Annotated in this window: 10 protein-coding genes; 3 read left to right on the forward strand and 7 right to left on the reverse strand. The window is 50.6% G+C overall.

Annotated features, from left to right (window positions below; genetic code table 11):
- The first annotated feature begins 29 nt into the window (after positions 1 to 29).
- Positions 30 to 1,205, forward strand: a complete 1,176-nt coding sequence (locus tag JOD20_RS06510) for an outer membrane lipoprotein-sorting protein (RefSeq protein WP_204754481.1) — start codon at positions 30 to 32, stop codon at positions 1,203 to 1,205.
- A 106-nt stretch (positions 1,206 to 1,311) separates the two neighbouring features.
- Here JOD20_RS06510 and JOD20_RS06515 read toward each other — a convergent pair whose 3' ends face one another.
- The 7 genes from JOD20_RS06515 to JOD20_RS06545 form a co-directional block, all read right to left on the reverse strand.
- Positions 1,312 to 2,103 carry an SDR family oxidoreductase gene (locus tag JOD20_RS06515; protein WP_204754482.1) on the reverse strand — a complete coding sequence of 264 codons (792 nt, stop codon included), beginning with the start codon at positions 2,101 to 2,103 and terminating at the stop codon, positions 1,312 to 1,314.
- A gap of 353 nt (positions 2,104 to 2,456) precedes the next feature.
- Positions 2,457 to 3,908, reverse strand: coding sequence for a decarboxylating NADP(+)-dependent phosphogluconate dehydrogenase (gene gnd / locus JOD20_RS06520; RefSeq protein WP_204754483.1), 1,452 nt, complete (start codon positions 3,906 to 3,908; stop codon positions 2,457 to 2,459).
- A 134-nt stretch (positions 3,909 to 4,042) separates the two neighbouring features.
- Positions 4,043 to 5,185: a tetratricopeptide repeat protein gene (locus tag JOD20_RS06525; protein WP_204754484.1), complete on the reverse strand. Its 1,143-nt coding sequence runs from the start codon at positions 5,183 to 5,185 to the stop codon at positions 4,043 to 4,045.
- Between the two features lie 92 nt (positions 5,186 to 5,277).
- Positions 5,278 to 5,658 (reverse strand): YkvA family protein, encoded by a 381-nt coding sequence (locus JOD20_RS06530; RefSeq protein ID WP_204754485.1) that lies wholly within the window; start codon positions 5,656 to 5,658, stop codon positions 5,278 to 5,280.
- Complete coding sequence (glpA, locus tag JOD20_RS06535; protein WP_204754486.1) at positions 5,655 to 7,202, reverse strand: anaerobic glycerol-3-phosphate dehydrogenase subunit GlpA; 1,548 nt, start codon at positions 7,200 to 7,202, stop codon at positions 5,655 to 5,657. Before glpA ends, JOD20_RS06530 begins: the two co-directional genes overlap by 4 nt.
- Before the next feature lie 291 nt (positions 7,203 to 7,493).
- Entirely contained in the window at positions 7,494 to 8,468 is a 975-nt protein-coding gene (locus JOD20_RS06540) for a ribose-phosphate diphosphokinase (protein ID WP_204754487.1), read from the reverse strand.
- A 71-nt stretch (positions 8,469 to 8,539) separates the two neighbouring features.
- Complete coding sequence (locus tag JOD20_RS06545; RefSeq protein ID WP_204754488.1) at positions 8,540 to 9,808, reverse strand: M16 family metallopeptidase; 1,269 nt, start codon at positions 9,806 to 9,808, stop codon at positions 8,540 to 8,542.
- A 451-nt stretch (positions 9,809 to 10,259) separates the two neighbouring features.
- Here JOD20_RS06545 and JOD20_RS06550 point away from each other — a divergent pair, with 451 nt between their 5' ends.
- Together JOD20_RS06550 and JOD20_RS06555 are read left to right on the forward strand one after the other, a co-directional pair.
- On the forward strand, positions 10,260 to 10,760 hold the full coding sequence (locus JOD20_RS06550) for a hypothetical protein (protein WP_204754489.1): 501 nt from the start codon (positions 10,260 to 10,262) through the stop codon (positions 10,758 to 10,760).
- 457 nt (positions 10,761 to 11,217) lie between these two features.
- The gene (locus JOD20_RS06555; RefSeq protein WP_204754490.1) at positions 11,218 to 15,447 is read left to right on the forward strand and encodes a S8 family serine peptidase; all 4,230 of its coding nucleotides are present in this window, start codon (positions 11,218 to 11,220) and stop codon (positions 15,445 to 15,447) included.
- Positions 15,448 to 15,469: the final 22 nt, after the last annotated feature.

Raw genomic sequence — 15,469 nt, forward strand, 5'->3', positions numbered from 1 at the left:
AAACCGTTCAATACTGCTAGGAGGACCCAATGTTCAAGCGAATGTGGAGCTTGATGCTCGCGTTAACAGTGGTGTTAGCAGGCTGTGGTCAAGAAGCCATCACTGCTGAAAACATCGTTACCAAAATTCGAGAAGGCCAAGCCAATACCAACGATGTTCATGCGGTAATGCGCGTCGACTACACCTCGGATCAAGCGACCGGCTTTATGAAGGCCGAAGTTTGGTCGAGCAAAACTGGCAACAAGGATGCTGATGGCAATGAAATCAAAGCCTTCCGCGCCAAAATCCTCGATGCCAACGATGCCAAAATGGTTGGCGTTGAAGTCGTCAGCGATGGCACCCAAGGCTGGTTATACGAGCCTGCTGAAAATAAAGTGTATGTTGGTACCGCTGCTGAGTTGAGCCAATCGCAAATGGGCCAACCAGATCAAGAGCAAGGCCAAGGCGGTCGCGGTCGCATGGACCAAACCGCAATGCTTGGTCAATTGCAAAGTGTGGTTGAAAAAGGCTTGGATGCCTTGACGATCACCATCTTGGGCGAAGAAAAAGTTGCTGGCTTTGATACCTATAAAGTAAGCATTGCGCCAAAGGCAGATACCCAACAACAATTGCCAATTGATCTTTTGGTTGATATTAACGTATGGCTCGAAGATACCAATTGGATGCCTGTCAAGTTTGTGCTTGATGCCAAAGATATGGGCAATGTGAGCTTTGCTGCCGAAACCCTCGAAATCAACAAGGGCATCGACAAAGCGGTATTCAGTGCTCAGCCACCAGCCGGTGCTGAAGTCGTCAAAATTGCCGATATGATCAAGGAAATGGAACAAGCTGCACCAACCACCGATTTGACCTTGGATCAAGCCAAGGCGCAAGCAGGCTTCAACCTGTTGGCTCCTAGCGAAACCTTGGGCACAAACTTGAGCGATGTTCAACTGCTGAACCTTGCCAAAGCCACCACGGTGATCCAAACCTACGCTGGCGCAGACCTCGAATGGACCTTGGTTCAAGCCAAAGGCGATGATCCAGATGCCAAGATCGAACGTGGCGGCACGGCAGTAACCGTTCGTGGCGTTCAAGGCACCTTGATTGAAGGCCGTGGCAATGTTGGGGTTGTCTTGACTTGGCAAGAAGCCGATGTAACCTTTGTAATCACTGGCAATATCGATGGCGAACAAGCCACTAAGATTGCTGAAAGCCTCAAGTAAGCTTCGATTACTCTAAAACCGAATGCGTGCCTAACCATGTGTTGGGCACGCCTTTTTTGATCGTTGGCTGAATTTGGTTAATCCTAACATCCAATACACGTTGAAATTAGGCTAAGCCGCGATAAGCTCCGCCATCAATCAACAATGTTTGGCCCGTGATATAGCCAGCGCGAGTTGAGGCGATGAAGGCGATCAAGGCTCCAATCTCGTCGGGCTGGCCCATGCGACCAACTGGGGTGTTGTTGGTAATGCCCGCCGCTTCTTGCTCGAAGCTTGTGCCTTTGCTAGCCGAGCGCGCGGCAAAAATTTCGCTTACCCGTTCGGTCAAGGTAAAGCCTGGGGCAAGGTTGTTGACCGTAATCCCGCTTGGCCCAAGCTGGGTTGCCAACGAGCGCACGAGTCCCACCACGCCAGGCCGAATCGCACTGGAGATCAGCAGATCATCCATTGGTTGCTTGACGGTAGCACTGGTGATGGTGATAATTCGGCCCCAACCAGCAGCTTTTAAATGCGGTAAGGCTGCCCGAATCAATCGTACAACGCTCATAAAGCTCAAATTCCAGCCCTGTTCCCACGCTGCATCATCGAGATTATCAAAGTAGCCTGGTGGCGGGCCGCCTGCATTGGTCACTAAAATGTGCAAGCCGCCAAAATGGGCTACGGTTTGCGCGATTGCGTTTTGAATTGCTGCTGGATCAGTTACATCGGCGACAACTGCGAGCACCTCGCTGTTGGTTTCGGCCTGAATTGCAGCGGCAGTTTGCTGTAATGTGGCCTGATTGCGTCCGCAAATCGCAACTTTTGCTCCTTCGCGGGCCAATTCCAAGGCTGCTGCATGGCCCAAGCCTTGGCTACCAGCCGCTACGAATGCCACTTTATCGGCTAAACCTAAATCCATAGATAACCCCCTTGAATAAGGATGAAGTATGAGGGATGAAGGATGAACACTTTATTGGCTAGCGATAGCTATTTTTATCGATAGAAGCGAATCATAGCATCTAAGTTCCAACCCTCTGAAAAGGATGAAGGATGAAAGCACGATACAAAGGATGAAGGATGAGGAATGAAGGATGAAAATACTATCTGAAAAGGATGAGGGATAAAAAGCAAAAAGCGATAGCTAATGGCCGAAAGCCAATAGTTCAATCCCAATAATTGGTGACAATCGGTGGCGAAAATAAGGAATGAAGGATGAATCGTTATTAAAGGAAATGGCTTCCTCATAATTCATCCTTCATCCTTCATAATTATTTATGCTTGGTACGTGCCGGCAGTGGTTGTGCCGCCTTTACCAGTCCAGTTGGTGTGGAAGAACTTGCCTCGTTCTGCATCAACTCGTTCGTAAGTGTGAGCGCCGAAGTAATCGCGTTGGGCTTGCAACAAGTTGGCTGGCAAGTTGCCAGTGCGATAGCCATCGAAGAAGGCTAAGGCGCTCGACAAGGCTGGAACTGGAATGCCAGCAGTGACCGCGTGAGCAATCACTCGTCGCCATGCTGCCTGCGATTGCTGCACTTCGTTGCTGAAATAGGTGTCGAGCAACAAATTCACCAATTCAGGATTATTGCGATAGGCTTCTTCGATTTTGCCCAAGAAGGCTGAGCGAATGATACAGCCACCACGCCACATCAGCGCAATCCCGCCATAATTCAGGTTCCAGCTTTGTTCATTGGCGGCAGCACGCATCAGCATATAGCCTTGGGTATACGAAACGATTTTGGCTGCATACAAGGCTTCGCGCAGATCGTTGACCAAGGCCGTGCGATCGGCAGTTGGTTGTTCGGCTGGCCCGCTGAGCACCTTGGCTGCCTCGACTCGTTCGGCTTTGAGCGCCGACAAGAAGCGACTAAACACGGCTTCGCCAATTAACGTTAATGGAATGCCATTATCTAAAGCTGAAACGACCGTCCATTTGCCGGTGCCTTTTTGGCCTGCGCTATCCAAAATTTTATCGACCAGCGGCGCGCCATCAGTATCGCGGAAGGCCAAAATATCGCGGGTAATTTCGATCAGATATGAATCGAGCTTGCCTTCATTCCATTCGCCAAAAACTGTGCTCATCTCATCGGCGCTGAGGCCTAACGAGCGCATAACGTCGTAGGTTTCGCCGATTAATTGCATATCGCCATATTCGATGCCATTGTGCACCATTTTGACGAAGTGGCCTGCGCCGCCTTCGCCAACCCAATCGCAACATGGCGAGCCATCATCAACTTTGGCAGCGATAGCTTGGAAAATAGGTTTGACATGCGGCCATGCTGCTGGCGAACCACCAGGCATAATCGAAGGCCCATGGCGCGCACCCTCTTCGCCGCCAGAAACCCCAGTGCCAATGAACAACAAGCCTTTGGCTTCGAGGTCGGCGGTGCGGCGGTTGCTATCGCTAAACAACGAGTTGCCGCCATCGATGATAATATCGCCTGGTTCGAGCAATGGCACCAACTGATCGATGGTGGCATCGACCGCGCTCCCAGCCTGAATCATCAACATAACCCGGCGTGGGCGTTTGAGCTTGGAAACCAACTCTTGCAACGAGTGTGCTCCAACCACGTTCGTGCCTTGAGCCTCGTTGGCCAGGAACTGGTCGACCTTGCTGGTGGTACGATTATAGACAGCGACCACAAAGCCGTGATCGTTCATGTTCAAGACCAAATTTTGGCCCATGACGGCCAATCCGATTAAGCCAATATCGGCTGTTGCATCCATGAGTTCTAAGCCTCCGCACAAAGAATGGCCTTCGACTCTCTCGCTTAACTATACCAGCCACAGCATTGGGGCGGAGTAACAGCTTATTCTATTCTATACCAATATTTCTGAGATAAATAACCTAATCAGCGATTTTATGGCTCAGTTGTTGCAGCAAGATACCAGATGCCATCGCGATTGACCCACGTAAATGTATCAAAACTCTTTGTGAGTGCTGAAGTACGAAATTTGCCATTATGATAGACAATTACTGCATCCCCACTCAGCAATTTTAGCGTAACTTTTTCGTTGGTTTGCGAAACTACTTGATATTGAATTGGGGTGACATACGTTTCCTTAATAAAAGGTAAGGCTTCAAGCAGATCGTTGCTCCCATCACTATTATTATACTTATTGAGTAGTCCATGGCCCATTCTACCGTCATTGAGGCGTTCCTCTTCAACAAAGTAGTTATTTAGAAAAGGCTCAACTAATGGTTTCTGTTTGCTTCGATTATAAAAATCCGGATTGATTAAGAAATTAATTGTCTCATTTATGAATGCCGTGGTGCGATCTTGGGCGCTGACCTTTGGCGTTGGTGGTGGTTCTTTGGTTAAATCAAAAAAAGCATTGACCGCAAAACAAAACATGAACAAGCCTATAACGGTAAACACTAGCGATTTTAATAACGTAGCATTGTAGCTTGGCTTGATGTGTGGATAAACTACTTGGCCTGATTGTGATTGAACTTGATGATGATTATTTACTGGTACGGTGGCTTGATTCGGTTGGCTATAGTTCGTTTGCGGGTAGCCAGCTTGGATTGGCTGAGCGTAGTTTGGCGCAGCAGGCATGCTGGCTGGCAGATTGCTCAATTCTGCTAACGATGGCGTTGATGCTTGAGCCAATGGCCGAATGCCTGTGCTCGACGCACTGGTCGGGAGTGGTGGCGTGGCGATAGTGCTGCTGGTTGGCTGTGATGCAGCCGCTTGATTGCCAAACCACGCCGATTTTGGCAATTCAACGCTCGCAACTGCGGGCGGTGCTGCTGGGGCAGTTGGTGCATCAAGCAACTGCAAGCCTTGTTTGGCCGCAGCATTGGTCGGATTGAACGCTAAAACCCGTTGGAAACAATCGCGTTTTTGCTCGCTCGCTTCGACAACCTCAGCCAAGAACAGCCATGTTTCAACGTGTTTGCTATCAAGGCGTAAGGCTTGCGAAGCCAATTGCTTGGCTTTGGCGCGATCTCCTGCACGCAAGGCGTTGCCAGCCTCGCTTAATAATGCGGCGATTTGCATTGTTCTTCCCTCGTTGATTGTTGGGTTTGCTTCGTGCCCTAGTATAGCATTGCTTTTATGCTTCGTTAAGCGACTTTTGATTGAATAGTTAATTACCATATGCTGCGAAATAAGAGCCACGCTGCGCCAAGCCATAGCCCAATAATCAAGCTCGCAGCAAGATAACTCACGGGCTTCGTTTGGGCTTGGCTTTGTTGAACGTTGAGGCTATATTCGTGCCAAACTTCTGCTGGAATAAGTTTGATTGTTAACATAATCCCAAGCGGCAGGAGCAACAAATCATCCAAATAGCCCAAAACTGGAATAAAATCGGGTATCAAATCGATGGGGCTGAATGCGTAGCCCAGCGTGCAAAGCGCCAAGGCTTTGGCATACCACGGCACTCGTGGATCGCGCCATGCAAGCAGCAAGACACTTATTTGTTGTTTGAGGTGACGCGCTTGCTGTTGCCAGCGAGCAAACTGTTGCTTCATGCTTGGCCTGCCTCAGGCTGCACATTCAGCAAATTGAGGTAAATCTGTTCATCAAGCCGTGCTTGGCGCAACTGATCGCCCCAGAGAATTGGCTGAATGCCTCGCCAGCGCTCCTGCAGAAAATCTTCAATGGCCGCAACACTCTGTTGTGGCTCGGCAACTTCGGCTTCGTAGGCCAACGCAGCAGTGCGCATGGTGCAAAATCCGCCTTGGCATGGCCCCATGCCGATGCGTGTATCGCGGCGCAAATCGTCGATGCTGGTTGCCCCTGCTTGCCATGCATCGAGCAGCCGTTGGCGCGTCACCAATTCACATTCACAAATCAAATCGCCATAGCTTTGTTCGGCTTCGATGCTTGCGAGTGGTGCGCCAACCGTAAACAAGCGGCGCTGATCGGGCGCTGGAATTGATTCATCGGCGCTACGACATGGCTTGCTATTGCCAAGTTGCTTGGCAACCACATCAACCGTGCGTTCGGCCATCATGCGATAGGTCGTGTATTTGCCGCCGACGATTGAGACGAAGCCAGCCACGCCGTCGCGTTGGACGTGATCAAGCACCTTGAAGTCGCGACTTAGTTCGCGATCGTCGGTCGTAACTTGTTCGCGATAGAGTGGGCGCACGCCAGCCCATGCGCGCAACATGCGGGCCTGAGCCAAGCCAGGAATCAAAATCTCGCCTTCATCTAAAACGGTGGCAATTTCATGGGCCAGCATCGAGCGATCATCGGGGTCGGGCACGCTTTCATCGGTGGTGCCAGCAACGCACACTGTGCGCACTGGCACAATAATATCGCCATCGCCAGGCTGCTTGCAGCGATTGATGACGCTATTGACGAGGCGATGATTGAAGGCCACCATCACGCCCTTGCCGGCCACAATATCGACTGCAACTCCAGCCATTGCGGCAATTTTTCCAGCCCAAGCCCCAGCAGCATTAATCACTGCGCTGCAAGCTAGATTAAATTCCTCGCCAGTTAAATTGTTGCGCAAGCGAGCGCCAACTACCGTGCCTGCCTCGACGATTAAATCAACAACTTCGTGATAGAGTAAGGTCTGCCCGCCATACTCACGCGCTGAACGCACATTGGCCTCGACGGTCAAAAAGGCATCAGCTGAACCGTCGGCAACCTCGAATGCGTGCGAAATGCCGCGATTGAGCGCTGGTTCACGTTGCAAGAGCGTGCTGACCCGCACTTGTTGAGCGGGCACGCCTGCGGCAAAACACAAGCCCAAAAATTCCTCAGCATAGCGTTTGGGATCGTGCGGGGTTGACACAAAATAGCCACTGGTATCTTCGATGCAATGCGGAATAATGCGGCGCAAAATCTGGTTTTCGATTGCGCAATCGCGGGCGGCTTCGCGGTCGCGGCCAATATAGCGTGCCCCAGAGTGGAGTAAGCCGTGGTAGCGTCCGGTTGTGCCATCGGCCAAATCGCGGCGTTCGACCAAGATGCAGCGCAATCCACGCATTGCCAAATCGCGCAAAACTCCAGTGCCAGTTGCGCCGCCGCCAATCACTAAAACATCAGTTGAACTAGCCATGATCGAACATCCTTGTACCAGTTTAAACACCACGAAGATTTAAAGCAGCAAGCGCGTTAAATCTTCGTGCGAAGCAGATTAATTGGCTAATTAAGTGTAATGGTACATCAGGTTAACCACCGCCTGATTCCCTCACCCCAACCCCTCTCCCACGTGGCGAGCGAGGGGCTTTAATCCCGTGGTTCTGCCGCACGGCGTGGTGAAAACGGGCGCTCCCCCGCGCCCGCGTTTTCGTGGGCGCGGGGGTGAGGGAACACGGTTGCCAAGCTAATGAACCATTACACTTAAGTCTTACCAGCGGCCAATTTGTGGGCCAGCAGGGAACATAGCGCCAACCGAAATCCCAGTGTGAATCCGTTGAATGACTTCGCCCAAGAGCGGTGCAACCGACTTAACCACCAAGGCGGGCCAGCGTTTTTCTGGTGGCAAGGTGATGGTATCGGTGGTGACGAAGCGCTCGATTGGGCTATTTTTGAGCCGCTCAACTGAATCGCCATAGAGCAATGGATGGATACAGCAGGCGCGGACTGAACGTGCGCCGCGTTCCATCAACAGCTCCGAAACTCGAATCATAGTATGGCCGGTCGCAACTTCATCATCGACGATCACACAATCGTGGCCAGCAACATCGCCTAAAATTGCCAAATGGCCAACCGAACCATCTTGATGATTGATCCGGCGTTTTTCGACCAAGGCAAGGGGCATATTGACAGCTTCGGCAAAGTTGCGGGCTTTTTTGGCAAAGCCCAAGCCTGGAGAAACGATGATGCCATTTTCCAAGCCCCACGATTTGACTTCGTTGGTCAGCAAGTGCATGGTGCTCATTTCATCGACTGGAACGCTGAAGAAGCCTTGAACCTGGCCTGCATGCAAATCGAGGGTTAGGACGCGTTGTGCGCCAGCGGCCACAATCAAATCGGCCAATAAACGGGCGGTAATTGGCACGCGCGGTTGGTCTTTTTTATCGGTACGGCTATAGGCGAGGTAGGGAATGACAGCGGTAATGCGACCAGCAGAAGCCCGTTTGAAGGCATCGAGCATAATCAACATTTCCATAATCAGGTGGTTAAGCGGAGAACCTAACGATTGCACCACGAACACATCTTGTTCGCGGACACTCTCTTCAATTTTGACAAAAATATTTTCATTAGGAAAAGTATGGATGCTCAGTTCACCGTGGCGGATGCCAATGTACGAGCTGATCGCCTGCGCCAGGGTTGGGTTGCCCGACCCACTAAAAATGCGCATTTCATCAAAACGGCTCACGCGGTGTTCTCCTTATGCTTACAATCCAGGCTGGCTGGCAGCATTGCCAACCAGCGACTTGCGGCGATGTGCTATAACGTAATAGCGTGTTCAAACTCAGCGGCCTCGGCATGCGGGCCAATGATTGCTAAGTATAAGTTATCTGGGCGAATTAGGCGCTGCGCCACTCGTTGAATGTCTTCCAAGGTTACGGCTTCGATCCAAGCAACAATTTGCTCAACGGGAATAACTTCGCCGTAGCGTAGCTCATGGCGGGCATTGCGATTGGCAACCGACCATGTATCCTCAAGCCCAAGCAACATGCCACCTTTAACTTGCTCTTTGATGCGGTGCAATTCTGCTGGTGTCACCCCGTTATCGCGTAATTTGCGCAACTCTTCGACGACCGCGCTAATTGCATCGACGGCCTTGCTGACCTCCACGCCGCCATAGATAATCCACTTGCCAGCGTCGTCGTATTCGGCGGTGTAGGAGCCGACGCTATAGGCCAAACCACGTTCTTCGCGAATTTCTTGGAACAAGCGTGACGACATGCCGCCGCCAAGGATACTATCGAGCACACTCAAGGCCCAGCGGTCGCTATCGCCATAGCCAAACGACTTCAACCCGAGCACAAAATTGGTTTGTTCGGTCGGTTTATTCAGCAAATGCACAACCGGAGCATTACCAAAACTATTGGTTGCAATTGGCTTGGGCACTTCAAGGCTGCGATAGCTGCCAAAGAGGCTGGTTAAGCGATCGACAATTTCGGTGCTATTAAAGTTGCCAGCCAAGGAGATGACCGTGTTGCCAGCGACATAATGTTGATCGCGATAGGCTAAAAGATCCTCGCGGGTAAATGACCCAACGCTTTCGAGCGTGCCAGCAATATCGCGGCCAATTGGCTGATCGCCCCACATTAATTCATCGAGCAACTGATGCACCCATTGGGCGGGCACATCGAGCGACATTTTAATTTCCTCTTGAATCACCCCGCGTTCTTTTTCGATTTCTTTGGGTTCGAATAAGGCGGCGTTGAGCATATCAGTTAATACATCGATGCCACGTTCGGTATGAATATTGGCAACTTTACAGTAATAACAGGTTGTGTCGTAGGATGTGGAGGCGTTGATATAGCCGCCAATGCCTTCGATGGCATCGCTTAAATCTTTGGCAGTGGGATATTTGGCGGTGCCTTTAAAAAACATATGCTCTAAAAAATGCGAAATCCCAGTTAGGCGGGCATTTTCGTAGCGCGAACCAACTTGGGTAAAAATACCCATCGAAACCGAATGGGTATGAGGCATTTCATCGGTATAAATCCGCAGACCATTTGGCAAAACTACTTTTACAGGGGCCATGGCGTACTCCTAAAACCTGGTTAAATCATCACATTTCGCAATGGTTTAGGTTAATCATAACACGGCATTTTGTGCCAAGAAACAGCTCTTTTGGTGGGTTAGGCTAGGGGTTACTGGTAATGGCTGATTGGGTGCATGACCTTGCACCTGATGCCTATCTCTAGAAGTTCAGGGCATAACCTCCCCTCGATAAAGCGCACAACGAGATTGTATAATCGTCGTTGAGATGGAAGAGCAGCTGCGCAATTTCCCTTTTTGCATTAATCCCTCCTTCGCAAAAATGCTTTCTCCTCTCAAACACACCGTTATTGTTATGGGTGAAAGAGAGTAATCGCTGTGCTCATCAATTAATCCATAGCGCAATTCGTTCAGGCTGAATTAGCGTGTGCAAAGCGCATTGCTCGATGGCGATATTTGGCGGCTTGCTGAGATTTGGCTAAAGGGGGTTGGTATGAAACGTTATCTGTGCTTAGTTCTTTGCGGGTTGGTGCTGATTTTGGCGGCGTGCGCACCACACCAACCTGATCCAACCATTGGGCCAATAACGTATTACCTTAACGATGTAGGGAATTATTTTGGTGATGCCGCAAAAGTCTATCTTGCAAAGAACTGTTTCGATTTGCATGAATCAATCACCCTTCAGATTACCTTGCAAGCAGGCAACATCGATCTTGATGTTGCGCAGCGCTCATTCATTGTGCAAGGTCCGCTGTATACCGATAAGCCACCACAACGGTTTGTCTGGAATCCTCCCACAGCGGCTGTGCTTCGAGTCAGCGATCCCGCACAGCAGTACGACTGGACACTTCCCGACCTCGAACCGGGTATGTATATGCTCGTGATTGGCAATCCAACCAGTGAAAAAATCACACGGATGGAGGAGTTTGGTGTCACCTATCTGCGGAATTTCTATGATGTTAACATTCCGTGTGCGCAACTCGAAGCAGAATAACGATAGCAGGTCGTCGTGAGCAGGCATACTCATTTTGATAGCCAAGTGCAGTTGTACAGGGCTGCATAGGTGTCATGTCCGATCGATGGTTGATTGGTCATCCAAATGGATACACTACGATTAACCCAATAATCACCCCTTAATCAGTTCTTCATCAAAGAGAGAGTGTGTTATAATACAGCGCATCATATCGACAATCACCAATTAGTCCCGCTTTTTTAGTCCCAATCAGCGCCATATAGGCGTGAAATTTCAAGCTCTCCCCACATCGGTTGTACTATTTTCAGCCACGGGGTTCTCTCTGCAATCATCTGCCAAACTCTGTTTTAGATGGGTTTGGTTCAGGCTATAGATTGATATGCGAATTAAGGCACTGTCGATAAGGAGGTTGATTTTCGTCGTTGTATTCCCAACTCGCCCAGGTCTGAATTCGATATAGCTGAAGGAGTAACTGGTAGTGAAACATCGTTACACTCGTTTAGCAACGGTCTTAGCGTTGTTAACCATGTTAGCGGGCAATTTAAGCGCTAACAACGTCACGCGGGCAGCAGAACCCCTCAAGCCCAGTGTCGAAACGGCAACTGATTCGCTGCAAGTGAATCAAAGCACTGCTAACCGTTCAAACAAACCCACTCTTGCCCCATTGTATGGTGAATTTGCCAAGTCTGGCTCGGTTAAAGTTATTGTTCAGTTCCATGAAGCTCCGTTGGCAACCTATGCTGGCGACGTTAATGGTTTGAAGGCCACTGCCAATGCGCAAACTGGCCGTAACAAACTCGATGTCAAGACGGCTGATTCCCAAGCCTACTTGAAGTATCTCGATGGCAAGCATGCAAGCTTCCTGAAAGATGTCCAAGCCAAATCAAACCAAATCAAGCAACTTGCCGATTATCAAGTAGCCTTGAACGGGATGTTCTTGGAAGTTGATGTTTCAGCAATTACCGTATTGCGCAATCACCCTGAAGTTGCTTCGGTTGAAGTTGCTCCAGTCGAAAAGCTCGATACCGATAGCAGCAACCAATTTATTGGCACTGTTAGCTTTTGGCAAAATCTTGGCGGTGGCAACACTGGCACCAATGCTGGTGAAAACATTGTGATTGGGGTTATCGATAGCGGTATCTACAACCCTTCAAGCACCTTTACCACTACTGGTATCCACCCATCATTGCGCGACCCATCACCAGTTGGTGGCGATTACAGCGCATGGCCAGGTGGCTACAAAGGGATTTGTGCTACCAATCCTCCTGCGAATCAAGTATCACCAGACAACAGCTTTGGCGCTTGTAACGACAAGCTGATTGGGGCTTGGTGGTACAACGGCGGTGGGATTGCTAACCCTGGTGAAGCGAAATCACCAATGGACCAAAGCGGTCACGGCACCCACACCGCTACAACTGCTGGCGGTAACGGTGGCACCGTTTCACCATTCGGCACCGTTTCAGGTGTTGCACCTCGCGCCCGCATTATCGCCTACAAAGTCTGTTGGGAAGAAGATCCAACCGATACTGAAGACGGCGGTTGTAACGGTGGCGACTCAGTTTCAGCTATCAACCAAGCCTTGATCGACGGCGTTGATGTGTTGAACTACTCGATCAGCGGCGGCAACTCACCATGGACTGATGGCGTTGAAGTTGCGTTCCGTAACGCCAACGCTGCTGGCGTGGTTGTTAGCGCCTCAGCTGGTAACGCTGGTACCGTTGGTAGTGTTGCTCACAACTCACCATGGTTGATCACCGTTGCTGCTAGCACCCAAGCTCGCGAATTCAAAGGCTATATTAGCAACTTAAGCGGTGGCACTGGTGCTGCTCCAACCCCATTGGTTGGTGCGTCACTCTACCCAGGCTCAGTTACTGGCCAAATCAAATTGGCTCCACCCCAAGCAGGTGAAACTGTTGCCCCAAGTTTGTGTGTATCGCCCTATGCCCCAGGCACCTTCCAAGCAACCGATATTGTGATTTGTCGCCGTGGTAACAATGCCCGCGTGCTCAAATACGCCAACGTGTTTGCTGGCGGCGCTGGTGGCGGGATTATCGTTAACGCTACCGACAACCAAGGGATTGTTGCTGACTACTGCGCCAAAGTCTGTGTTCACCTCGAAAAGAACGCAACCTTGGAAAGTGCAGCTGGCGAAGCTTTGGTAACCTACGTTCAATCAGGCACCGTCACCGGTAAAGCCGATGGTGGGGTCAAAGTTACTGGCCCTGGCGATAAGATGGCTGGCTTCAGCTCAATGGGTCCTTCGCCAGTCAAAAACTTGATCAAACCAGACGTAACCTTGATTGGGGTTGATGTTAACGCAGGCCATACTGCTGATGTTTGGGACAACGATTTCGTCGATGGCGAATTGTTCCAAGTTATCGGTGGTACCTCAATGTCAAGCCCGCACAACGCTGGCGTGACCGCCTTGATGCGCCAAAAATACCCAACTTGGACTCCATTTGAAATCAAATCGGCCTTGATGACGACTGCTAAGACCAGCGTTGTCAAGCCAGATGGCGTAACCCCAGCTGATCCATTCAACATGGGTGCTGGTCGCGTCGATTTGACCAAAGTATTCAGCGCTGGTTTGGTGCTGAACGAAACTGTTTCAAACTTCGTTGCAGCAAATCCATCAGCTGGTGGCAACCCTGCAACCTTGAACATTGCCAGCGCCGCCAACGACGCATGTGCAATTGAATGTACGTGGACGCGGACTGTCAAGAATACCTTGAGTGTTGCAACAACCTGGACGGTTAGCGGTTCAACCTCGCCAGTCACGGTTACTGCAACTCCTGCGAGCTTGAACTTGGCTCCAGGTGCAACCGGAACCATCACGATCAAGGCTAATGTTGCTGGCCGCCCAATCAATGGCAACTGGATCTTTGGTGAATTGCGCTTGACTGAATCAGCCAACCGCGCACCAGCCGTCCACTTCCCAATTGCAGTCAAGGCAACTTCAGGTGGCGTGCCCGCTAACGCTTCGGCAACCACCCGCCGCGATAGTGGCAAGGTGACTGTTGGTGGCTATAACGCTATCAATGTTACCAACTTGACCATCCGCGAATTTGGTTTGACCAAAGGTCTGCAGGTTACTGAAGTTATCACTGGTGACAGCGATGACGGTTCAGTCTATGATGACATCAATGATGGTACCTTCTACGAATCGTTTGTGATTCCTGCTGGCGCAAGCAAATTTGCCGCCCGCATCGCTGAAACGACCTCAGAAGATGTCGACATGTACATTTTCCGCGATACCAACGGCGATGGCATTCCTCAAGAAAGCGAAGAAATTGGTACCGCAACGACCCCATCAGCCTTAGAAACCTTCACGTTGGCTAACCCAGCTGCAGGAACCTATATTATCTTGGTGCAAAACTGGGCCGAATCAGTCAATGCTCCAGATCCAATTACGCTCGAAGCCTACTATATTCCAACCACCAACCTTGGTAACTGGGATGTTGTTGGCCCAGCCAACGTTTCAGGCAGCGCTCCATTCAGCGTTGATATTTACTGGGACGAGCCAGCTCTCGAAGCTGGTGATGTTTGGTTCGGCGAATTTGACCTTGGCACCAGCCCAGCCAACCCAGGTAGCATTGGCCGCACCACCTTCCGGCTCGAAGTCTTGGAGCCAGAAGTGAGCGTCAATGTGAGCGATACAACGGTTGATGTTGGCGAATACGTCACCTATACCTTGACGATTTCCAACGCTGCCGCGATGGACGATACCTTCTACATTACCAACACCTTGCCTGTCGGCTTGGAATTAGATGCAAGCAGCTTGCCTGCTGGCGCTAGCTACAACGCTGCAACCCGCACCATCACTTGGAGCGGCGTGGTCGAAGGTGCTGAAACAGGCTATACCTTCAGCGATAGCCGCAACGGTGGCATAGCATTCGATAACTTCGATGTTTCAGCCGATGCGAACGCTACCGCCGTTTGTGCCGAAGCTCCATTCGCCTCATGTGATGAAGCACTCATTGGCTTTGATATTGCACCATTCAATATTCGCGCCTTTGATGTCAATCACAGCGACGTGCTGATTAGCTCAAATGGTACCTTGCACCTTGCCGAGGTTGGGGCCAACGATGAGCTGTTCACCGCACAGCAAATGCCTGATCCAACCGCTCCTAACGGAACGTACTCAGGTTTGTGGACTGACTTGGACTTGAACGGTACCTCAGCATCCGATCCAGGCGCAGGCGAGTTCTATGTCTTGATTGTTGATGGGGTCAATCCAAACGAGCCTACCGCACCTTATGTCGCAATCGAATACCAAGGTGCTCAACAATTTGGTTCAGCCACTTCGAACCTTAACTTTACCAATTATGCCCGCGCTGATGGTGAAGTATCAGAGTTCTGTACCGTCTATGGTACGCTCACTGGCAACTTAACCACCTTCCCTGATGGTGTTGCAGTTGGGATCGAAAATAACGATGGTACGTTGGGTGCAACTTACTACCATAGTGATGATAGCTCAACCAGCGCTCGCGTTCCAACCGCAGGCACAACCATCTGTACTTCGGTTGGCGCTGGCGAACCAGGTACTGTAACCATCAGCTACCGCGCTCGCGCAACCCAAGCTGGCACCTTGACCAACAGCTTTGAATATAGCTCGGCTTCAGATCGCAACACTGGTAGTGTTGAAGTCGCAATCGAAGCAGTTCAAGCAGTGTTCAAGATGTTCTTGCCATTGGTTAGCAAGTCGTAAGCTTTGACCAATTGTCGGTTAC

The sequence above is a fragment of the Herpetosiphon giganteus genome (genome assembly GCF_016907925.1).
Classification (GTDB): Bacteria; Chloroflexota; Chloroflexia; order Chloroflexales; family Herpetosiphonaceae; genus Herpetosiphon; species Herpetosiphon giganteus.

Excerpts from the sequence above, each read along its gene's own strand:
- gnd (WP_204754483.1), bottom strand. The coding sequence starts at position 3,908 with ATGGATGCAACAGCCGATATTGGCTTAATCGGATTGGCCGTCATGGGC.
- JOD20_RS06545 (WP_204754488.1), bottom strand. The coding sequence starts at position 9,808 with ATGGCCCCTGTAAAAGTAGTTTTGCCAAATGGTCTGCGGATTTATACC.
- JOD20_RS06525 (WP_204754484.1), bottom strand. The coding sequence starts at position 5,185 with ATGCAAATCGCCGCATTATTAAGCGAGGCTGGCAACGCCTTGCGTGCA.
- glpA (WP_204754486.1), bottom strand. The coding sequence starts at position 7,202 with ATGGCTAGTTCAACTGATGTTTTAGTGATTGGCGGCGGCGCAACTGGC.
- JOD20_RS06515 (WP_204754482.1), bottom strand. The coding sequence starts at position 2,103 with ATGGATTTAGGTTTAGCCGATAAAGTGGCATTCGTAGCGGCTGGTAGC.
- JOD20_RS06510 (WP_204754481.1), top strand. The coding sequence starts at position 30 with ATGTTCAAGCGAATGTGGAGCTTGATGCTCGCGTTAACAGTGGTGTTA.
- JOD20_RS06550 (WP_204754489.1), top strand. The coding sequence starts at position 10,260 with ATGAAACGTTATCTGTGCTTAGTTCTTTGCGGGTTGGTGCTGATTTTG.
- JOD20_RS06530 (WP_204754485.1), bottom strand. The coding sequence starts at position 5,658 with ATGAAGCAACAGTTTGCTCGCTGGCAACAGCAAGCGCGTCACCTCAAA.